This window comes from Streptomyces griseorubiginosus (assembly GCF_017614965.1).
Classification (GTDB): domain Bacteria; phylum Actinomycetota; class Actinomycetes; order Streptomycetales; family Streptomycetaceae; genus Streptomyces; species Streptomyces griseorubiginosus_B.
The window spans coordinates 1-20683 of sequence record NZ_WVUG01000151.1; the positions used below are offsets into that span (position 1 = coordinate 1).

The following is a 20683-nucleotide window of genomic DNA, read 5'->3' on the forward strand; positions in this document are numbered from 1 at the left end:
GTGGACGGGGTCGTGAAGGCCGGTGGGACGCGGGGGTCCGTGTCCCATACGGCTACCCGGAGGCGGCCCGGTTCGGAGGAGAGGAGGCGCAGGGCGTACGGGCCCGTGGTGTGGCAGTGCGAGTTGGTCAGCAGTTCCGCCGCCAGGAGTTCCGCGGTGGGGGTCAGCTCCGGCATCCCGTGGGCGGCGAGCACGAGTCTGAGAGTGCCGCGTGCGATACCCGGTGCGCGTGGATCACGCGGAAGGTGCAGGGTGTAGTTCCAGGACGGGGATACGGTGGCCATCGGAAGTCTCCGGTCACTGAGGGGAGTTGGACAGGTGCCTGGTGTCGATGCCGTGGCGTCCCACGGTGCGCTTCCAGACGGGGCGCCCGGAGAAGACGATAGAGGGCAGGCAAATGTCATTTGCCTGATCTGGGGATGCTGCGGACTACTTCCCTCGTGTGAGTGACCCACCGACGGAACGTACGTCCAAGAGGAGCGCACATGTCCGCAAGACCGCCGCTGACGGCCCGCCGTCTCCGCGTCGCCGTGGAGCTGCGCAAGATGCGCGAGCGTGCGGGCATAACGGCCACCGAGGCGGCTCGGGCGCTCGGCGCGGGCCAAGGTCAGCTCAGCAATGTCGAGTCGGGCCGGTTCGGCGTGAGCCCCGAGCGCATCCGGGCTCTGGCGTCCATCTACTCCTGCCCGGACCAGGGGTTCATCGAGGCCCTGGTCGACCTGGCCACCGACAGGACGCTCGGTTGGTGGGAGACCTACCGCGGGGTGCTGCCCTCGGGCCTCCTGGACCTGGCGGAGCTGGAGCATCACGCCATCGCCGTACGGACCGCCTACACCTCCCACATGCCGGGGCTTCTGCAGACCGCCGATCACGCGCGGGAGATCTTCCGGCACGTCATCCCCGCGCCGACACCGCCCGAGGTGGAGCACCGCGTCTCGCACCGGATCAAACGGCAGGGCGTGCTCTACGGGGCCGACCCGACTCCGTACCGCACCACCGTCCACGAGGCCGCTCTCCACATGCGGGTCGGTGGCCGGAACGTGGCTCGCGCGCAGTTGCAGCATCTGCTCGACATGAGCGAGCTGGAGCACATCACCATTCGCGTACTCCCTTACGACGTCGGCGCGTTCCCCGGGTCGGGGCAGTCCATCAACTACCTGTACGGCCCCGTCGCGCAGCTCGACACCGCTCAGCTCGACCAGTTCCACGGCCCGGTCCTGCTCGACGCCGAGGCCCTCCTGGACAAGTACCGGAACCTGCTCGACGTCGTCGAGGACATCGCCCTCGACCCAGCGAAGTCCCGGGACCTGATCCATGCCATCGCCCAGAACCTGTGAAGGAGCCGTCATGTCACCGCAGCGCTGGCTGAAGTCCACCTACTGCCAGGAAGGCGACGCCTGCGTCCACATATCCCCCACCCCCACCGCCATCCACATCGCCGACGACGACCCGCCCCGCACCGTCCTCACGGTCAGCCCCGTCGCCTTCGGGGCCCTGGTCGAGCTGCTGAAGTCATCCGGCGGTCGCTGAACCGGTCAGGTCCGCCACCACCGCCGCGTGATCGGAAGGCCACACCCCGTCGACCGGGCCGTCGCCCGCACGCCACGCCCTTTTCACCGTGCCGAGGCCGGCCGGGTCTGCCTGGGTGCCGACGTGGATGTAGTCGATGCGGGCGCCGGGGCCGCGGTCCGGGTGCAGGGTCGTGGAGGGGGCGGACGCGTCGGCGTGGTCCCAGGCGTCGGCGAAGGCATCCGTGCCGCGGAAGAGGTGGATCTCGTCGGAGTCGGGGCCGGCGTTGAAGTCGCCCGTGACCACGGGCGGGAAGTCGGTGCCGCCCCGGTGCGCGGCGACGAACTCGGCGAGGGCGGTGACCTGGCGGCAGCGGATCGCCGAGGCGGTCGGGCGGGAGGTCAAGTGAGCCGTGAAGAAGGGGAGGTGCGGGCCGGGGGTGGCTATGCGCGTATAGAGGGCGACGCGGCCGTCGTCCACGTCCTCGGGGGCCGGCAGGCGGAGCACGTCCCGTTCCAGCACCGGCCAGCGGCTCAGTACGGCGTTTCCGATCTCGACGCCCGGCTCGCCGATGCGCCGCTGCCAGCGGTCGGAGGCGGGTGAGGGGGCCCAGGTCCAGTGCATGCCGAGTTCGTCGGCGAGCCATCCGGCGAGGTTGTCGTCACCGACGGCCCACACCTCCTGCAGGCCCACGACGTCGGGGCACAGGTCGCGCAGGACGGTCAGGATGGCCTTCTGCCGCTCGGCCCAGGGTCCGAAGCGCCACCACAGGTTCCAGGTCACGATGCGCATGCGGGGCCACCGTCTCTCGTAGCGGACCTGTTCGGGGGTCCGGCGGCTGTTCGAGTTCGAGTGAGAGACATTGAAGAGCATCGGCAGCACGACGAGACGGAGATCCGCGCACATGACCCGTGACCACGAGACCAAGTACCGGCGTGCCACCGCGTTCCAGCGCCGCCTCAATCCGATCATGCGCCGTCTGCCGCTCCAGACGCTACTCGAGACGACCGGTCGCACCTCCGGGCTCCCCCGCCGCACTCCGGTCGGCGGTCGGCGGATCGGGGACGCGTTCTGGATCGTGTCGGAGTTCGGGGAGCGCGCTCAGTACATCCGCAACATCAAGGCCGATCCGAGGGTGCGCGTCCGCATCCGGGGCCGCTGGCACACCGGCACCGCCCACCTCCTCCCGGACGACGACCCCGTCGCCCGTCTGCGAGCTCTCCGCTCCTTGAACAGCGTGGCGGTACGGGCGATCGGGGCGGGGTTGCTGACGGTGCGGGTTGATCTGGATCGGGAATGACCGAATCGCCCAGGAGGACACCTACATGAAGCCGAAGGACACCACTCACGCCGACGCGGCTCGCCTCATGCGCCGACAGCATCTCGCCCAAGAACTGAAGCGGTCGACGCGACTGCGCGCCGAAGCCGGGATCACGACAACGGCCGGCGACGTGGACGAGACCGAAGAAGAGGTTCTGGAGCGCTGGAGCCGAGTGGCGCGCCGGTGAAGCACCGGGCCCCCCGGGCACATTGTGCCCACATGACACATTCGGCACACTCGGCCCATGACGCAGATGCCCAGGGAGTCCATCCGCGACGTTCGCGCGCACCTGGCCGAGGTCGTCGCGCGGGCGGACCGCGACGACCAGCCGACCATCATCACGCGCCGGGGCAAGGAGGTCGCTGCCGTCGTGTCAATCGACGTCCTGCGGAAGTACCAGCAGTGGGACGAGCGCGAGATCAATCGCATCATCGAGGAGCGGATGGCGAATGCCTCGCCGGGCATCCCGATCGAGGACGTCATGCGGGAGACGTTGGCACGGGGTGACGGAGCGCAGCGTGAATGAAGGCCGGACCGTCTGTGACGCCTGAGCCGCGCTCGGCTCACCCCGGCCAGACGATCGACTGCACCTCCCCGTACGCGTGCAGGGCGTACGAGCCCACGTCGCGGCCGACCCCGCTTCTCTTGAAGCCGCCGAACGGGGCCTCCATGTTGCGGCCGACCGTGTTGACGCCCACTCCCCCCGCCCGCAGCCGCCGAGCCACCCGGAACGCCCTCGCCACGTCTCCCGACCAGACGTAGTCGATGAGCCCGTAGTCGCTGTCGTTGGCCAGGGCGACGCCCTCGTCCTCCTCGTCGAAGGGGATGACGACGACCACCGGGCCGAAGATCTCCTCCCGGGCCACCCGCATGTCGTTCGTGCAGTCGGCGAGGAGGGTCGGGGAGACGTGGAAGCCGCGGTCCAGCGGCGGGCGTTCGCCTCCCGCCATCACCACCGCGCCCTCCTTGCGGCCCAGTTCGACGTAGGACTCCACCCGGTCCCGGTGGGCCGCGGTGATCACCGGGCCGACCACCGTGTCCGGCTCCCTCGGGTCGCCCACCTTCAACCGGCCCGCGTAGGCCGCCAGTTGGTCCACCAGACGGTCGTACACCCCGCGCTGGGCCAGCACCCGCGTCGGTGCCGTGCAGATCTGGCCGCTGTAGAAGGAGAAGGTCGTGCCGATCCCGGCGACCGCCGAGGCGACGTCCGCGTCGTCGAAGACGACCGCCGCGCCCTTCCCGCCCAGCTCCATCAGCTGCCGCTTCATGTCCCGCCCGCACACCTCGGCGATGCGCTGCCCCACGGCCGTGGACCCGGTGAAGCTCACCATGTCCACGTCGGGGGAGGCGACTGCCTCCTCACCGACGGACGCCGACCGCCCGGAGACGACGTTGACCACGCCCGCCGGCGCGCCCGCCGCCTCCAGCGCCTCCGCCATCCGGTACACCGACAGGGGGTCCTGCGGGGCGGGCTTCACCACCACCGTGTTGCCCATGGCCAGGGCGGGCGCGACCTTCCCCGCCGGGTTGGCCCACGGGTTGTTGTACGACGTGACGCAGGTGACGACCCCCACCGGCTGCCGCACGGCCAGCGCACCGAACACCCCGGCCTTCCCCATCGGCCCGGCCTCGTTGACCTGCGGCGGGATCGCCCACTCGGCCGGCTCCACGCGCGCGTACCGCCGGAACCGGGCCACGCCCACGCCGACCTGCATCGCCCGCGCCGTCCCGGTGGTCGCCCCGGTCTCCGCCTGCGCCAGTTCGGCGTACGGCACGAAGCGGCTGCCGATGATGTCCGCGGCCCGGCCGAGGATCGCCGCCCGTTCCTCCGGCGAGGTCCTCGACCACGGCCCGAAGGCCTCGCGGGCCGCGGCGCAGGCCGCGTGCACCTGATCCCGCGAGGCCTCCGGAGCCCACCCGACGGTCTCCTCCGTCGCCGGGTCGACGACGGCGTAGTACCCGCCGTCCGGCTCGACCCAGCGCCCCCCGACGAACAGCCGCTGTTCCCCGCCGTTCAACGGGTGCTCACCGTGCTCGTGTCCCGCCCGGAGCGCAGCACCTTCCCCGGTACGGCACCGCTCACCACGTCGTCCCGGATCGCCTCGACCCCGTTGACCCACACGGCCCGCACCCCGAGGGCCTTGGCGTCCAGCCGCGGACTGTCACCCGGCAGGTCGTGCACCAGGGTGGCCGAGGCCGCGCCGATCCGTTCCGGGTCGAAGAGCACGAGGTCCGCATGGAAGCCCTCCGCCACCCGGCCCCGCTCGCGCAGGCCGAAGAGCCGCGCCGGGTCGTCCGTCAGCATCTTCACCGCCTGCTCAAGACCCACCAGCTTGCGCCCGCGCAGACAGTCGCCGAGGAAGCGGGTGGTGTACGGCGCCCCGCACATCCGGTCCAGATGCGCCCCGGCGTCGGATCCGCCCAGCATCACGTCCTCGTGCTGCCAGGTCTCGGCGCGCAGGGCCCAGGACGCCGGGTCGTTGTCGGTCGGCATGGGCCACAGGACCGTACGCAGCTCGTCGGCCGCGCAGATCTCCACGAGGCACTGGAACGGGTCCTGCCCCCGCTCCGCCGCGATGTCCCGCACCACCCGGCCGGTCAGCCCGCGGTTGGCCTCGCTGTAGGTGTCGCCGATGACGTACCGCCCGAAGTCCGCGAGCCGCCGGAAGACGCCCGCCTCCTTGGACTCCGCGCGCCGCAGCATCTCGGCACGTACGGCCGGGTCCTTCAGCCGCGCGATGCGCTCCGGCACCGGAAGTCCCAGGATCGGACCCCATCCCGGTATCAGGTTCAGCGCGCAGAAGGTGCCCAGCGACATGTTCATGGGCGTGAGGATCGGCATGGTCAGCGCGACGACCCGGCCCCCGGCCTTCCGCGCCTGCTCGCTCGCCTGCAGCTGCCGGGGCACGCGCTCGGGGACGGACGCGTCGATGGTCAGCACGTTCCAGTTCAGCGGCCGACCGGCCGCGGCGCTCATCTCCGCGAACAGTTCGATCTCGGCGTCGCTGAACTGGTCCAGGCACCCGGCGACGATCGCCTCGATCTGCGTCCCCTCGTGCTCGCCGACGGCCCGCGACAGCGCCAGCAGCTCCGCCGGCTTCGCGTGCCGGGAGGCCACGGGCTTTCCGTCACCGTCGGAGTGGGTCGAGGACTGCGTGGTGGAGAACCCCCAGGCCCCCGCGTCCATGGCCTCGTGCAACAGCCGCACGATCTCACCCAGTTGCTCCTCACTGGGCTGCCCCCCGATGCCGTCCGGCCCCATGACGTGCCGCCGCAGCGCGCAATGCCCCACCATGAACCCGGCGTTGACGGCGATCCGCCCTTCGAGGGCGTCGAGGTAGTCGCCGAAGGAGCTCCAGTTCCAGGGCGCTCCTTCCTCCAACGCCACCAGCGACATCCCCTCGACCTTGGACATCATCCGCCGCGTGTAGTCGGCGTCCTCGGGGCGGGCGGGGTTGAGCGGCGCGAGCGTGAACCCGCAGTTCCCGGCGGCGACGGTCGTGACCCCGTGGTTGAGGGAGGGCGTCGCGTACGGATCCCAGAACAGCTGGGCGTCGTAGTGGGTATGAGGGTCGACGAACCCGGGCGCGAGAACGAGCCCGGATGCGTCCTCACGGGTATGCGATTCCTGATCCACTCGGCCGATGACGGCGATACGCCCGTCTCGGATACCGACGTCGGCGATACGGGCGGGAGCGCCGGTCCCATCGACAACGGTCGCGCCCGTGATGAGGTGATCGAGCATCGGGTGCCTCCTCCAGCTGGGTGGCGATGACCTACTCAGGGGCGCGGGGCTGTATCGATTTGCGGCTCCGCCGCGCGAGCGCGACCAGCCCCCACACACCCGCACCCCGCGACGGCGATCAACCAGCCGCCCGGAACCGGGACGTCCGATGAACAGGATCCGTGTCGATCTTCGGAATCACGTGCTCCCCGATCAACCGGATCGTCTGCAACGTCTCCTCCTTCGGCACCCCCACCGGCAACCCGAAGCTCAACTGGTCCGCCCCCGCCTGCTCCCACCGCTTGCACTGCGTGAGCACCTCGTCCGGGTCACCGCAGATCAGCAGCTCCTCCTCGACCAGCAGCTCCACGAACTCCGGTGTGTACTCCGGCAGCGTCTCCGGCCACACCGGGAACCCCTCGGGACGAGGAAACGTGTCGTGGTACCGGAACACCAGCGAGGGCAGATAGTGCAGCCCCCCGTGCACCGCGATGTCGATCGCCTCCGCGTGCGTCGGCGCGCAGATCGCCGTCGTCGTCACCATCACGTTGTCGTTGACGAAGTCCCCGACCGGCTCCGCGTTCACGATCGCCGTCTTGTACTGCTCCAGCACCCACTCCATGTCGGACACCTTCTGGATGCTGAACCCCAGTACCCCGAGCCCCTTCTTCGCGGCCATCGCGTACGACGGCGGCGACCCGGCCGCGTACCACATCGCCGGGTGGGACTTGCCGTACGGCTTCGGCAGGACCTTGCGCGGCGGCAGCTGCCAGAACTTGCCCTGGAAGCCGACGTACTCGTCCTGCAGCCACATCTTGGGGAACTCGGCGATGGTCTCTTCCCAGATCTCCTTGGTGTAGTTCATGTCGGTCACGCCCGGGATGAACCCGAGGATCTCGTGCGAGCCGGCCCCGCGGCCGGACCCGAACTCGAAGCGGCCCTCGCTGAGGTGGTCCAGCATGGCGACCTTCTCGGCCACCTTCACCGGGTGGTTGACCTGGGCCAGCGGGTTGAAGATGCCGGAGCCCAGATGGATGCGTTCCGTCGCGTGCGCCAGGTAGCCCAGGAACACGTCGTTCGCGGAGAGGTGCGAGTACTCCTCCAGGAAGTGGTGTTCCGACGCCCACGCGTACTTGAAGCCCGACTTGTCCGCCTGGATGACGTACTCGGTCTCCTCCATCAGCGCCTTGTGCTCGGCGAGCGGATCGGTCTCGGCGCGTTTACCCACGTATCCCTGTACAAAGAGGCCGAATTCCACGGCGGTTCACCGTCCCAAGTCAGGTGAGTCTGCTGAGTCGAGTCTGCTGAGTCCTACGACTTTCTGACGTACCGTCAGAAAGGTCAATAGTTGACGGCCCGTCAGATGATGCTGACCCCCGCCAGCCAGCCGCCGTCGATGACGAAGGGCTGACCCGTGATGTACGAGGAGTCGTCCGACGTCAGGAACAGCGCCAGTCGCGCCACCTCGTCCGGCCTCCCGATCCGGCCGAGGGGCACGAGCTTGCGGTACAGCTCGTCCAGGGCCCGGCTCGTCTCCTCCGCGTCCGCCTCCGGGTCCAGCTGGGCCGGATTCGACATCGCGGTGTCGATCGCGCCGGGGCACATCGCGTTGACCCGGATGCGCCGGTCGGCGAGTTCCAGGGCGGCGACGCGGGTGAGGCCGAGGATGGCGTGCTTGGTGGCGGCGTACGTGCCGACAGCCGCCATGCCCGTGACGGCCGTGTAGGAGGCGGTGTTGACGATCGTGCCGCCGTCCTCCATGACCGGCGCCATGGTCTTGATCCCCAGGAAGCAGCCGACCTGGTTGACCCGCACGACCTGCATGAACTCCTCCAGCGGTGTGTCGACCAGGGAGTTGAAGCGCAGGATGCCGGCGTTGTTGACCAGGCCGTCCACCCGGCCGTACGTCTCCTTGGCGGTCCGGGCCGCCGCCCGCCAGTCCGTCTCCTCGCCCACGTCGAGGTGGACGTACCGGGCGCCGATCTCCCGTGCCAGCGCCTCGCCCTGCTCGTCGAGGACGTCGGCCACGAGCACCTCCGCGCCCTCCGCCCGGAACAGCCGGGCCTCCTGCTCCCCCTGTCCCCGCGCCGCCCCGGTGACGACGACGACACGTCCGTCCAGCTTGCCCATGCGGTAACTCCCTAGAGGTGTGGGGCCACGTCGGCGCCGAAGGCCGCCATCTGGTCGGTGAGTTCGGTGCGGCTCCGGCAGCGGAACCGGACCTGGATCTGGTGCACGCCCATCGCGCGGTAGGCGCGCAGGGACTCGGCGAGCGCGTCCGGGGGACCGGTCAGGGTGCGGCGGCCGACGTCCCAGGCGGGCGCGCCGACGTACAGGGGCTCGGTGATGGCTCCGATCGTCAACACGCCCGCGACTCCCGCCTCTTCGCGCAGCCGCCGCAGCCGGGCGATCTGCTCGGGCAGGCGGTCTCGCGGGTCGCCCTGCGGGAGCCAGCCGTCGCCCTTGAGCGCGGCCCTGCGGACGGCGGCGGGGGACGATCCGCCGACCCAGATCGGCACGTGCTCCTGCGCCGGCCGGGGCTTCTGCCCCAGTCCCTCGAAGTCGTGGAGCTTGCCGTGGTGTTCGGGGAACTCCTCGGGGCCGAGGGCCGCGCGCAGGGCGTCGATCGACTCGTCGAGCACGGCCCCGCGGTGCTCGAAGTCGACGCCCAGCGCCGCGAACTCCTCCGGGACGTGCCCGGCCCCGACCCCGAGGATCAGGCGCCCCCCGCCGAGGTGGTCGAGCGTGGCGTACTGCTTGGCGGTCAGGAGGGGGTGACGCAGGCCCACGATCGCCACATGGCTGAGCAGGCGGACGCGTTCCGTCACGCCCGCCAGGAAGGCGAGGGTGGCGACGGGGTCGTACCAGACCGTGCTCATCGCGGAGGCGAGGCGGCGCGGGATGGCCACGTGGTCGCAGCTCGCGATGTAGGCGAAGCCCGCCCGGTCGGCCGTGCGGGCGATGGCGGTCAGGTCGGCCGGGCCGGCCGTGGCCTCCCAGGGCTCGGCGTAGATCGTGCTCTGGGACTGGACGGGCAGTTGGATCCCGTACGCCAGGGCGCTCATGGCCGCCAGAGCCCTTCGGGGGTCAGCCCCAGCAGGTCGATGGCGTTGCCGCGGACGATCCGCTCCACCACGTCCGGGTCCAGGTGGCCCATCTGCGCCTCGCCGACCTCGCGGGACTTGGGCCAGGTGGAGTCGGAGTGCGGGTAGTCGGTCTCGTACAGGACGTTGCCGAGACCGATCGAGTCGAGGTTCTTGAGGCCGAAGGCGTCGTCGAAGAAGCAGCCGTAGACGTGCTCGGCGAACAGCTCGGACGGCGGCCGGTGCACCTTGTCGGCGACCCCGCCCCAGCCGCGGTTCTCCTCCCAGACGACGTCCGCGCGCTCCAGGATGTACGGGATCCAGCCGATCTGGCCCTCGGCGTACATGACCTTGAGGTTCGGGAAGCGCTCGAACTTGCCGCTCATCAGCCAGTCGACCATCGAGAAGCAGCAGTTGGCGAAGGTGATCGTCGAACCGACGGCCGGCGGGGCGTCCTTGGAGGTGGAGGGCATACGGCTGCTGGAGCCGATGTGCATGGCGACGACCGTGCCGGTCTCGTCGCAGGCGGCGAGGAAGGGGTCCCAGTCGTCGGAGTGGACGGAGGGCAGCCCCAGGTGCGGGGGTATCTCGGAGAAGGCGACCGCGCGGACCCCGCGGGCCGCGTTGCGGCGGACCTCGGCTGCGGCGAGCTCGGCGTCCCAGAGGGGGATGAGGGTCAGCGGTATGAGGCGGCCCTGGGCCTTGGGCCCGCACCACTCCTCCACCATCCAGTCGTTGTACGCGCGCACGCACAGCAGCCCCAGCTCGTGGTCCGCGGCCTCGGTGAAGGTCTGGCCGCAAAAACGCGGGAAGGTCGGGAAGCAGACGGCGGACTGGACGTGGTTGACGTCCATGTCGGCCAGCCGCTGGGGGACGTCGTACGACCCCGGGCGCATCTGCTCGTACGTGATGACCTCGAGCTTGATCTCGTCCCTGCTGTAGCCCACGGCGGTGTCCAGACGGGTCAGCGGGCGCTGGAGGTCCTCGTACAGCCACCAGTCGCCGATCGGGCCGTCGTCGCCGGGGGCGCCCATCACGGGCTTGAAGCGGCCGCCGAGGAAGCTGATCTCCTTCAGCGGGGCGCGCACGATACGGGGGCCTACGTCCAGGTACTTCTTGGGGAGCCGGTCCTGCCAGACGTCCGGCGGTTCCACGGTGTGGTCGTCGACGGAGATGATCTGAGGGAGCGTCAGTTCGGAGTCCATGGCGCTCACGGTAGCGCTGATCTGACGGTCCGTCAGCTCCCTGTGCCGGGGGTCGACGGGTGGGGAGAAGAGGTGAGGGCTTGGTGAGATCCCGCGTGCCGGGCTGTGACGGAGCTCTCCACAGCTGACGCATCCGCCGGGAACAAGGCAAACTGACGGGGTTGCTCACAGGGGTCTAGGGGGACACGGCGATGGACGATGTACCGCGGGTGCCGGAGCAGAGGCGCCCCGGCCCGGCTGAGCCGACGGAACTGCGCTTCGGCGTGCTCGGCCCGGTGCGTGCCCGGCGCGGCGACGAGGTCCTGAACACCGGCTCACCGCAACAGCGCGCCCTGCTGGCCGCCCTGCTGCTGCGCGAGGGCCGTACGGCCACCGCCGCCGAGCTGATCGACGCCCTGTGGGGCGAGGAGCCGCCCTCCCAGGCGCTGGCGGCGCTGCGCACGTACGCCTCCCGGCTGCGCAAGGTGCTGGACGCGGGGGTCCTGGTCAGCGAGTCGGGCGGGTACGCGGTGCGCGGGCTCGGCGAGGGCGCGCTGGACCTGGCCGTCGCCCAGGACCTGGCGGCCGAGGCGGAGAAGGCGCGGGCCGCCGGGGATCTGTGCCACGCGCGGGAGGTGCTGAGCCGGGCGCTCGCCCTGTGGGACGGGGAGACGCTGGCGGGAGTACCGGGGCCGTACGCCGAGGCGCAGCGCGTGCGCCTGGAGGAGTGGCGGCTGCAACTGCTGGAATCCCGGCTGGACATGGACCTGGAGCAGGGCTGCCACGCGGAGGCGGTCTCGGAGCTGACGGCGCTGACGGCGGCGCATCCGCTCCGGGAGCGCCCGCGGGAGCTGCTGATGCTCGCCCTGTACCGCAGCGGGCGGCAGGCGGAGGCGCTCGCCGTGTACGCCGACACCCGCCGGCTGCTCGCCGAGGAGCTGGGCGTCGACCCCCGCCCGGGCCTCAGCGAACTCCAGCAGCGGATCCTGCGGGCGGACCCGGGTCTCGCGGAGCCCTCCGCCCCGCAGGCCGAGCCCGCCGCCGTCCCCGTACGCCCCGCGCAACTGCCTGCCACCGTCCCGGACTTCACCGGCCGTGCGGCCTTCGTGGCGGAGCTCGGCGAGGTGCTGGCCTCGGCGGAGGGCCGCGTGATGGCGGTCTCGGCGCTGGCCGGCATCGGGGGCGTCGGCAAGACGACCCTCGCGGTGCACGTGGCCCACCAGGCGCGGGCCGCCTTCCCGGACGGACAGCTGTACGTCGACCTGCAGGGCGCCGGCCCCCGGGCGGCCGAACCGGAGACGGTCCTCGGATCCTTCCTGCGCGCGCTCGGCACGGCGGACTCGGCGATCCCGGACTCCCTGGACGAGCGCGCGGCGCTGTACCGGTCGGTGCTGGACGGGCGCCGGGTGCTGGTCCTGCTGGACAACGCCCGGGACGCGGCGCAGGTGCGGCCGCTGCTGCCGGGCACCGAGGGCTGCGCGGCGCTGGTGACCTCCCGGGTGCGGATGGTCGACCTGGCCGGCGCCCATCTCGTCGACCTGGACGTGATGTCCCCCGAGGAGGCGCTGGCGCTCTTCACGAAGATCGTCGGCGCGGAGCGGGTGGCCGCGGAGCGCGAGGCCGCGCTGGACGTGGTGGCCGCGTGCGGGTTCCTGCCGCTGGCGATCCGGATCGCGGCCTCGCGGCTGGCGGCCCGCCGCACCTGGACCGTCTCGGTGCTGGCCGCCAAGCTGGGCGACGAGCGCCGGCGCCTGGACGAGCTGCAGGCCGGCGACCTCGCGGTCAAGGCCACCTTCGAGCTGGGCTACGGCCAGCTGGAGCCGGCCCAGCAGCGGGCGTTCAGGCTGCTGGGCCTCGCGGACGGCCCGGACATCTCGCTCGCCGCGGCGGCGGCGGTGCTGGACCTCCCGGTCGAGGAGACCGAGGACCTGCTGGAGTCCCTGGTCGACACCTCGCTGCTGGAGTCGGCGGCGCCCGGCCGCTACCGGTACCACGATCTCGTACGGCTCTACGCGCGTGCGTGCGCCGAGCGGGACGAGTGGCCGCCGAGCGAGCGGACGGCGGCGCTGTCGCGGCTGCTGGACTTCTACCTGGCCACCGTCGGCGGGGTCTATCTCATCGAACGGCCCGGGGACCGCCTGGTCGACCACCTCGCGGCACCGGAGTACCCGGGGCTGACCTTCTCCGACCGGCACGCGGCGCAGGACTGGCTGTACGCGGAGGCGGTCTCCCTGCTGGCCTGCGTACGGCAGTCCGCACACCCGGGGATGATCGGGCACGCCGTGGACGTGCTGTGGGCGGCGGTCGACCTGGCCGAGTCGGGCACCAACTCCAAGGAGTACGAGGCGGTCGCGTCGGCGCTGCGCGAGGCGGCGCGGGAGGCCGGGGACCCGCGCGCGGAGGCCCGGGCGCTGATCTCGCTGGCCTACGCGCACAGCATCACCGGCCGGTTCGACCTGGCCGACGAGGAGGCCGGCCGGGCCCGGGAGCTGACCGGGGACGGGGCCGGTGATCCGCTGGCCGGCTGCTGGTCGTACAACATCCTCGGCGCGATCGCGTTGTACCAGAGCCGTCATGCCGACGGCGAGCGGTACTTCAGGCGGGCGATCGCGGATTTCCGCTCGGTGGGGGACCGTTCGGGCGAGGCGAGCGCGCTGTGCAACCTCTCGCGGACCTATCTGGCCACCGGCCGCACCGACGAGGCCGTCGCGCTGGCCCGGCAGGGCACCGCGATGTACGACGGCATGGGGCACGCGCTGAAGGGGGCCAACGGGCGGTACGCGCTGGGGCTCGCGCTGACCCGGAGCGGGAAACTGGCGGAGGCCACCCGGTGCCTTCAGCTGGCGCTGGAGGTGTTCCGGGAGAGCAGGCAGCGGCTGTGGGAGGGGATGACCCTCTTCCGGCTCGCCGAACTGGACCTCGCGGCCCGGCGGCCCGCGCAGGCGGCGGCCGACGCGGAGACCGCGCTGACGCTGCTGCGGGGCATCGGCGGCGAGTGGCGGCGGGGCAACGTCCTCACGGTGCTGGGGCGCGCCCTCAACGGCGTCGGCCAGCTGGACCGGGCGCAGGTGTGCTGGCGGGAGGCGCTGGAGATCTTCGAGGCGCTGGGAGCGCCGGAGGCGGACGAGGTCCGGGCCCTGCTGACGCCGGCGTCGGTCGCCTGAGCGGGCGTTCATCGTTCGTTTATCGCCCTCGTGCAGTCTTGCTCGTGCCGGGCCGTCGCGTCGGGGGGCAGACGGAACGGCACGGGGGCGGGCCTCCAGGGCCTGTCCGGCAATTCCCGTCGTCCGCCCGGAGGGGCGGGCCGCGCGGTGTCACGGGGGAGGCGCCACGTGGGCGGCTGGGCAACGCGGCGAGCGAGCGTGCCAGGCATCGCGCGGCAGACGGGAATTGTCGGACAGGCCTAAGGTGAACCGGCCTCAGGATCCGTCCGGCGGCCCTCGGGGGAGCTGCCGGGCGGATCCCGTCCATCCACCGCACGAGCCTTTTTTCAGGGGAGCACCAGATGAGCGACGAGAACACCACCGACAACATCCACGTCACCGACGAGCCGGCCGCCGCCGAGGTGACCCCGGCCAACATCCACGTCACGGACGAGCCGCTCACGGCGGCCACCGCGAAGGACTCGGGCACGGTCAAGCCGGACAACATCCACGTCACCGACGAGAAGGCCTGACGACCACCACCCCGACGGGGAACGGCCGCGGCAGCCCGGAGGGGAGCTGCCGCGGCCGAGTCGTTCCCGTCGTCACACGGTCCACTCCTTGAGGACGGCCGCCACACTGCGCACCGTGCTCTCCTGCCGCTTGAGCTCCCGAGCCAGCGCGGAAACCCGCTGCTGATCGAGCTTGACCGGGACCCCGGCGGCGGTCAGATACGCATGAGCGACGGCAACGGCCACCCGCAGGTTCGAACGCTCCAGCCAGCGCATATTCCCCAGCGAATGCACCAGGGCCGCCGCCTTCGCATGCACCCCCTGGTAGACCTCCTGCCCGACCAGCACCGCCCGATGACGCTCGACCGCGGCCACGGGAACGCCGTAGTCGTCGATGGCAGGGTCCTCCTGACCCGCCCGCTGCGCGACCTCCAGGATCCAGGCGAGGTCCACGTTGAGATTCACAGCCCGGTTTCCCCCTCGATCTCATCGATGAGATCGCCGTACTCGTCGAGCACTTCCTGCGCGGCGGCCATGAACACGGCGCGCAGGTGCTCGTTGTCGTCCCGGATGAGCTGCTCGACATACTCGTTGACGGGTATCCGCCTCGTGGCCGCGGCCTGTCGGGCCATCTCCGCCGTCTCGTCGTCCATGCGGATGTTGATCTGTGTCTTGGCCATGCCGGGATGGTATCAACAGATACCACCCTGCGCTATCGGGTGATACCAGCCCTGCGCAACTTCCCCTTCACCACCTTCCCGCTCGCGTTCCGCGGCAGCTCCCCCACGAACTCCACCGCCCTCGGCACCTTGTAGTTCGCCATCTCGCGCCGCGCCCAGGCGATCAGGTCGTCGGCCGTCAGGACGGACCCCGGGCGGCGGACCACGTACGCCTTGCCGACCTCGCCCAGCCTCGGGTCCGGGACGCCGATGACCGCCACGTCCGCCACGTCGGGGTGCAGGCCGAGCAGTTGCTCTATCTCCGCCGGGTACGCGTTGAAGCCGCCGACGATGAACATGTCCTTGATGCGGTCGGTGATGCGGAGGTTGCCGGCCGCGTCGAGGACGCCGACGTCACCGGTGCGCAGCCAGCCGTCCTCCGTCAGGACCTCGGCGGTCGCGGCCTCGTCCTCGTAGTAGCCGCGCATCACGTTGAAGCCCCGGACCAGGACCTCCCCGGGCTCCCCGGCCGGCGCCTCGACCCGCACCTCCGTACCCGGTATCGCCCGCCCCGACGTCGACGCGATCACCGTCGGCTCGTCGCCCCGGCGGCACATCGTGACGATGCCGCTCGCCTCGGACAGGCCGTAGGCGGTCAGGACCGTGCCGACGCCGAGTTCGCCGCGCAGGCGCTCCACCAGGCGCAGCGGCACGACCGCCGCGCCGGTCACCACCAGCCGCAGGGCGGACAGGTCGTGGGCGTCCCGGGCGGGGTGGTCCAGGAGCGACTGGTGCAGGGTCGGCGGGCCCGGCAGGACGGAGACGCGTTCCGCCGCGATGTTGGCGAGGGCCGTGTCCACGTTGAACACCGGCTGCGGGATCATCGTCGCGCCCCGCATCAGGCACGCGATCACCCCCGCCTTGTAGCCGAAGGTGTGGAAGAAGGGGTTCACGATGAGGTAGCGGTCGCCCCGCTCCAGGCCCGCGAGGTCGCTCCAGATCTCGTAGCCCCGCAGCGTCTGCGCGTGGGTGATGACCGCGCCCTTGGGGCGGCCCGTCGTCCCGGACGTGAAAATGATGTCGGAGGGCATGGAGGGGGACAGCAGCGCGGCGCGGGCCCGTACCTCCGGCTCACCCACGCCCTCCCCGCTCGCCAGGAAGTCCTTCCAGGTGCGGAAGTCCGCCGGGGCGTCCTCCGAGAGCACCACGACCTGTTCCAGGTCGGGGAGTGCGGGCAGGGGGGCGGGCCCCGGGCCCTCCCCCGCGGCGCGGCGCAGCGAGGCCACGTACGACGTGCCCAGGAACGTCCCGGTCACGAACAGCAGCCGCGCCCCGCTGCGCCGCAGCACGTCCGCCGCCTCGCCGCCCTTGAACCGGGTGTTCAGCGGCACCAGCACCGCGCCCGCCGACACCGCGCCCAGCGCGGCGACCATCCAGTCCAGGGAGTTGGGCGCCCAGATCCCCACCCGGTCGCCGACCGCGATCCCGTTCGCCACACAGGCGGCGGCCGCCCGGTCGACGCGGGCGCCCAACTCCGCGTACGAGATGCGGACCCGCCCGTCCACCACCGCCTCGACGTCCGCGTACCGCTCGGCGGCCGAGCGGACCAGGCCCGGGATCGTCCCCCACTCCACGTCACCGCGCACAACAGCCCCCTACCCACTAGCTGACTGACCGTCAGATTAGCTGTAACCTGACGCCCTGTCAGCTCAGGGGACAGCAGGCGGAGGTGCACCAGCATGGGCGGAGTCAAGGACGCCACCGCGATCGTCGGCATAGGACAGACACCGTTCGCCAAGCATCTCGAGGACGACGAGAGAACCCTCGCCTGCCGTGCCGTCCTCGCCGCCCTCGACGACGCCGGGATCGCGCCCGGCGAGGTCGACGCGCTCGCCTCGTACACCATGGAGGAGACGGACGAGGTGGAGCTGGCCAAGGCCGTCGGCCTCGGGGACCTGACCTTCTTCAGCAAAGTGGGCTACGGGGGCGGCGGTTCGTGCGCCACCGTCGCGCACCTCGCCGCCGCCATCGCCTCCGGCCAGGCGACCGTCGGGGTCGCCTGGCGGTCCCGCAAGCGCGGCTCCGGCCCCCGCCCCTGGACCAACACCACCGTCCAGCTGCCCACCCCGGCCCAGTGGACCCGGCCCTTCGGCCTGCTCCGGCCCGCCGACGAGATAGCCATGCTCACCCGCCGCTACATGCACGAGTACGGCGCCACCCGGGACCATCTGTTCAACGTCGCGCTCGCCTGCCGCAACCGGGCGAACCAGAATCCCGCCGCCGTGATGTACGAACGGCCCCTGACCCGCGAGATGTACATGACCGCGCGGTGGATCAGCGAGCCCCTGTGCCTCTTCGACAACTGCCTGGAGACCGACGGGGCGTTGGCCTGCGTGGTGGTCAGCGCCGAGCGCGCCCGGGACTGCCGGCAGACCCCCGTGTACGTCCACTCCGCCGCGCAGGGCCTGCCCGCCCAGCACCACGGCATGGTCAACTACTGGAACGACGACCCGCTCACCGGCCCCGCCTGGACCGCCGCCCGACACCTGTGGAAACACGCCGACTTCACGCCCCAGGACGTCGATGTCGCCCAGATCTACGACGCGTTCACCGCGCTGATCCCGCTGTCCCTGGAGGGCTACGGCTTCTGCGGGCGCGGCGAGGGCGGGGCGTTCACCGAGCAGGGCGCGCTGGAGATCGGCGGGCGGCTCCCGCTCAACACGAGCGGCGGCGGGCTCAGCGAGGCCTACGTCCACGGCTTCAACCTCATCAACGAGGGCGTACGGCAGCTGCGCGGCACCAGTACCGCCCAGGTCCCGGACGCCGCCACCTGCCTGGTCACCGCCGGTGAGGGAGTCCCGACGTCCGCACTGCTGCTGAGGAGTTGAGATGCTGACGCCCGTCACCGACGCCGACGGCGCCCCCTTCTGGGGCTACGCCCGCCAGGGCGAACTGCGCGTCCAGGCCTGCGCCGACTGCGGCGAGCCGCGCTTCCCGCCCCGGCCCTGCTGCCCGCACTGCCAGTCCTTCGCCGCCGAGTGGCGCCGGACGGAGGGCCACGGCCGCATCTGGTCCTACGTCCTCCCGCACCCGCCGCTGCTGCCCGACTACGCCGAGCAGGCCCCGTACAACGTGGTCGTCGTCGAACTCGCCGACGCCCCGCGCATCCGGCTGGTCGGCAACGTGGTCGCCGAGGCCGGAGCGCGCCTGGACTCGGTGGCGCCGGAGCGCATCCGGATCGGGGCGAGGGTGCGGGTCGTCTTCACCGACGACGGTCTGCCGCAGTGGGTGCTGGAGCGGCCGTGACGACGACCCGGGCCATCACCGTCTTTGTCGACAAGGACACCGGCGTCGCGACCGTCACCCTCGACCGGCCCGACCGTCTCAACGCCATCGACCTGACCATGCGGGACGAACTCCGGCAGACCTGGCGGGAGTTGCGGTTCGACGACGCCGTACGCGCGGTCGTCCTCACAGGTGCGGGCGAGCGGGCCTTCTGCACCGGTCTGGACCGCGACGCCGTCGTCCCGCAGCCCGGCTCGCCCTTCATGGCGGACGATCCGCTGCTGCGGGTGGGCCCCAAGTCGAACGACCTGTGGAAACCGGTCGTCGCCGCCGTACGCGGCATGGCCTGCGGGGGCGCCTTCTACCTGCTCGGCGAGGCGGACTTCGTCGTCGCCGACCCCACGGCCACATTCTTCGACCCGCACACCACCTACGGCATGGTCAGCGCCTACGAGTCGGTGCTGCTGGCCCAGCGGATGCCGTACGGGGAGGTCGCGCGGATGATGCTGATGGGCACGGCGGAACGGATCTCGGCACGGCGCGCCCACGAGATCGGCCTGGTCTCCGAACTCACCGAGCCCGGCGGGGCGTTGGCTGCGGCCACTCAGTGCGCGGCCGTCATCGCCGGGTATCCGCCGGAGGGCGTCCAGGGCACCGTGCGGGCGCTGTGGGCGGCCCGGGAGGGCGCGGTGGCCGCCGGGTTCGCGCAGGCCGCCCATCTGGTCGCGCTCGGGAATCTGCCGGGCGAACGCCAGGCGGAGCTGTTCGCTCGGCGCGGCGGCACCTACCGGACCCGTTGAGCCGATCGGGTCACCGCATGGCGGTCACGGCTCAGCGGGCGTAGCGTCGGCACGGACGGCCGCCGTCCACACCCTTCCGTGCAACTGGTACGACGGCCGTCCCCCGCTTCGTCTCAGGTCGTGCGTGCGGTGCCGGTGCCCTTCTCGGCGTCCAGGGCGTACACGCAGCGGTCCTTGCTGCACGCGTACACGACCCCGTCCCTGACCACCGGCGCCCCGGTGATCTCGCCGCCGGTCGCCAGCTTCCAGCGCAGCCGGCCGTCGTCGGCTTTCAGGGTGTACAGCAGGTGGTCGGTGGAGCCGAAGTGGATGCGGCCCTCCGCCACGGCCGGCGCCCCCACGATGTCGCCGCCCGCCTGGAAGCGCCACTTGGGTGTGCCCGTGACCGCGTCCAGGGTGTAGAGGCCCTTGCCGCTGCCGACGTGGACATGGCCCGCGGCCACCAGGACCGGGTCGACGGACGCCCGGGACTCGGTGGCGATGCGCCAGCGGTCGCGGCCGTCGGTGGCGTCGAGGGCGTAGACCGTGCCGAGGTAGTCGGCGAGGTAGATGCCGCCGCCGGTGACGGCCGGGCCCGGCGCGAAGGTGGGCGGGGAGAGGAACACCGCCGGTGCCTCGAAGTGCCACCTGACGTGGCCGCCGGCGACGTCGAGGGCCAGCACACGGGTGCCGGCGGACACGTAGACGTAGCCGTCCGGGGCGTGCGTCAGCCGGATCGGCACACCGCCGCAGGAGGCGGCGTCGCCGATCGGGTAGGACCAGCGCTCGTCACCCGTACGGGCGTCCAGGGCACGCAGCCGGGCGTCCTGCCAGACGTACACCGTGCCCTCGTGCACGGCGGGCCCGGCCTCCGGCGACTCGAAGTCGGTCTGGGCGCCGGTGAGCTCCCACAGCTTCCGCCCGGTCGCGGCCTCCCAGGCCTGGACCCCGCCGCCGCGGGTGCCGGTGACGACCGTGCCCCGGTCGGCGTGCAGGGAGTACACCCAGGCGTCGGTGTTCAGCCGCCACAGGTCGGCGCCCTCACGGCAGTCCAGGGCGAACAGCGTGGGCCCGTCGGAGGCGTGGATACGGCCGTCGGCGACCGCCATCGACCAGGCCACGTCCCGTGTCTTGAAGCGCCGCCGCCCGGTGGCCACGTCCAGGGCGTGCACCTCGAAGGAGGTCACGTAGACGAGGTCGCCGAAGACGGAGGGGGTGCCCCACACGTCGTTGGACATGCGGAAGCGCCACGGACGCCAGCCGGCGGCCTCCGGCGCGGGGGCGGGGGGCGCCGGAACGGCAGGGTCCGCGCCGTTGACGCCCGGGCGGGGCTTGGCCCAGGAAGCTGCCAGGGCGGCCTCCGGCGGGGGCGCCTTCACGGCGGCGGCGCGCACGTCGGCGACCCGGGGGCCGGGGCCGATGGGCACCTGGGCGCCGGCGAGGCGGACCGGGCCGGTGTCGGGGGCGCCGACCGGTACCGGGGG

Annotated in this window: 22 protein-coding genes; 10 read left to right on the top strand and 12 right to left on the bottom strand. The window is 71.8% G+C overall.

The annotated features are described in order from the left end of the window. A partial coding sequence (locus GRC12_RS25720; RefSeq protein WP_368861525.1) for an ATP-binding protein occupies positions 1-284 on the bottom strand: 284 nt, incomplete at its 3' end. A 201-nt stretch (positions 285-485) separates the two neighbouring features. Between GRC12_RS25720 and GRC12_RS25725 the strand changes: the two genes are divergently transcribed. Together GRC12_RS25725 and GRC12_RS25730 are read left to right on the top strand one after the other, a co-directional pair. Continuing rightward, positions 486-1337: a helix-turn-helix domain-containing protein gene (locus tag GRC12_RS25725; protein WP_208781725.1), complete on the top strand. Its 852-nt coding sequence runs from the start codon at positions 486-488 to the stop codon at positions 1335-1337. 10 nt (positions 1338-1347) lie between these two features. Further along, positions 1348-1530: a DUF397 domain-containing protein gene (locus tag GRC12_RS25730; RefSeq protein ID WP_208781726.1), complete on the top strand. Its 183-nt coding sequence runs from the start codon at positions 1348-1350 to the stop codon at positions 1528-1530. Here the strand turns inward: GRC12_RS25730 and GRC12_RS25735 are convergent. Beyond that, a complete protein-coding gene (locus tag GRC12_RS25735) occupies positions 1513-2301 on the bottom strand; it encodes an endonuclease/exonuclease/phosphatase family protein (protein ID WP_208781727.1) in 789 nt (262 codons plus the stop codon). The two genes, GRC12_RS25730 and GRC12_RS25735, sit on opposite strands and share 18 nt — an antisense overlap. Positions 2302-2413: 112 nt before the next feature. Here GRC12_RS25735 and GRC12_RS25740 point away from each other — a divergent pair, with 112 nt between their 5' ends. From GRC12_RS25740 to GRC12_RS25750, 3 genes are read left to right on the top strand one after another with little or no spacing between them, the layout of a single operon-like run. Further along, the gene (locus GRC12_RS25740) at positions 2414-2809 is read left to right on the top strand and encodes a nitroreductase/quinone reductase family protein (RefSeq protein ID WP_208781728.1); all 396 of its coding nucleotides are present in this window, start codon (positions 2414-2416) and stop codon (positions 2807-2809) included. A 25-nt stretch (positions 2810-2834) separates the two neighbouring features. Further along, entirely contained in the window at positions 2835-3017 is a 183-nt protein-coding gene (locus GRC12_RS25745) for a hypothetical protein (protein ID WP_208781729.1), read from the top strand. Between the two features lie 57 nt (positions 3018-3074). Next, positions 3075-3356, top strand: coding sequence for a type II toxin-antitoxin system Phd/YefM family antitoxin (locus tag GRC12_RS25750; RefSeq protein WP_208781730.1), 282 nt, complete (start codon positions 3075-3077; stop codon positions 3354-3356). A gap of 37 nt (positions 3357-3393) precedes the next feature. Here GRC12_RS25750 and GRC12_RS25755 read toward each other — a convergent pair whose 3' ends face one another. From GRC12_RS25755 to GRC12_RS25780, 6 genes are all read right to left on the bottom strand, one after another. Beyond that, the gene (locus tag GRC12_RS25755) at positions 3394-4848 is read right to left on the bottom strand and encodes an aldehyde dehydrogenase family protein (RefSeq protein ID WP_208781731.1); all 1455 of its coding nucleotides are present in this window, start codon (positions 4846-4848) and stop codon (positions 3394-3396) included. Then, on the bottom strand, positions 4845-6575 hold the full coding sequence (locus GRC12_RS25760) for an N-acyl-D-amino-acid deacylase family protein (protein ID WP_208781732.1): 1731 nt from the start codon (positions 6573-6575) through the stop codon (positions 4845-4847). Before GRC12_RS25760 ends, GRC12_RS25755 begins: the two co-directional genes overlap by 4 nt. Before the next feature lie 118 nt (positions 6576-6693). Next, complete coding sequence (locus GRC12_RS25765; RefSeq protein ID WP_208781733.1) at positions 6694-7812, bottom strand: LLM class flavin-dependent oxidoreductase; 1119 nt, start codon at positions 7810-7812, stop codon at positions 6694-6696. A gap of 101 nt (positions 7813-7913) precedes the next feature. Continuing rightward, on the bottom strand, positions 7914-8684 hold the full coding sequence (locus GRC12_RS25770; RefSeq protein WP_208781734.1) for an SDR family NAD(P)-dependent oxidoreductase: 771 nt from the start codon (positions 8682-8684) through the stop codon (positions 7914-7916). 11 nt (positions 8685-8695) lie between these two features. Then, a complete protein-coding gene (locus GRC12_RS25775; protein WP_208781735.1) occupies positions 8696-9619 on the bottom strand; it encodes an LLM class F420-dependent oxidoreductase in 924 nt (307 codons plus the stop codon). Further along, a complete protein-coding gene (locus tag GRC12_RS25780; RefSeq protein ID WP_208781736.1) occupies positions 9616-10842 on the bottom strand; it encodes an amidohydrolase family protein in 1227 nt (408 codons plus the stop codon). Before GRC12_RS25780 ends, GRC12_RS25775 begins: the two co-directional genes overlap by 4 nt. A gap of 191 nt (positions 10843-11033) precedes the next feature. On the opposite strand from GRC12_RS25780, the gene GRC12_RS25785 reads away from it, so the two are divergent. After that, positions 11034-13985, top strand: coding sequence for an AfsR/SARP family transcriptional regulator (locus GRC12_RS25785; protein WP_208781737.1), 2952 nt, complete (start codon positions 11034-11036; stop codon positions 13983-13985). 341 nt (positions 13986-14326) lie between these two features. Beyond that, complete coding sequence (locus GRC12_RS25790; protein WP_208781738.1) at positions 14327-14497, top strand: hypothetical protein; 171 nt, start codon at positions 14327-14329, stop codon at positions 14495-14497. A gap of 72 nt (positions 14498-14569) precedes the next feature. On the opposite strand, the gene GRC12_RS25795 is transcribed toward GRC12_RS25790, so the two are convergent. Genes GRC12_RS25795 through GRC12_RS25805 form a run of 3 tightly spaced genes read right to left on the bottom strand, consistent with a single transcriptional unit; the run spans position 14570 to position 16781 of the window. Beyond that, positions 14570-14941, bottom strand: a complete 372-nt coding sequence (locus tag GRC12_RS25795) for a fic family toxin-antitoxin system, toxin component (RefSeq protein WP_208781739.1) — start codon at positions 14939-14941, stop codon at positions 14570-14572. Next, positions 14938-15156 carry a hypothetical protein gene (locus tag GRC12_RS25800; RefSeq protein ID WP_208781740.1) on the bottom strand — a complete coding sequence of 73 codons (219 nt, stop codon included), beginning with the start codon at positions 15154-15156 and terminating at the stop codon, positions 14938-14940. Before GRC12_RS25800 ends, GRC12_RS25795 begins: the two co-directional genes overlap by 4 nt. Before the next feature lie 32 nt (positions 15157-15188). Beyond that, positions 15189-16781, bottom strand: a complete 1593-nt coding sequence (locus GRC12_RS25805) for a FadD3 family acyl-CoA ligase (RefSeq protein WP_208781741.1) — start codon at positions 16779-16781, stop codon at positions 15189-15191. Positions 16782-16874: 93 nt separating this feature from the next. Between GRC12_RS25805 and GRC12_RS25810 the strand changes: the two genes are divergently transcribed. Genes GRC12_RS25810 through GRC12_RS25820 form a run of 3 tightly spaced genes read left to right on the top strand, consistent with a single transcriptional unit; the run spans position 16875 to position 19220 of the window. Next, entirely contained in the window at positions 16875-18023 is a 1149-nt protein-coding gene (locus tag GRC12_RS25810) for a lipid-transfer protein (protein ID WP_208781742.1), read from the top strand. Position 18024: 1 nt separating this feature from the next. Then, positions 18025-18441, top strand: a complete 417-nt coding sequence (locus tag GRC12_RS25815) for a Zn-ribbon domain-containing OB-fold protein (RefSeq protein WP_208781743.1) — start codon at positions 18025-18027, stop codon at positions 18439-18441. Further along, positions 18438-19220, top strand: a complete 783-nt coding sequence (locus tag GRC12_RS25820) for an enoyl-CoA hydratase/isomerase family protein (protein ID WP_308286631.1) — start codon at positions 18438-18440, stop codon at positions 19218-19220. Before GRC12_RS25815 ends, GRC12_RS25820 begins: the two co-directional genes overlap by 4 nt. A gap of 113 nt (positions 19221-19333) precedes the next feature. Here GRC12_RS25820 and GRC12_RS25825 read toward each other — a convergent pair. After that, positions 19334-20683: outer membrane protein assembly factor BamB family protein (locus GRC12_RS25825; RefSeq protein ID WP_244373771.1), on the bottom strand; the 1350-nt coding region annotated here is incomplete at its 5' end.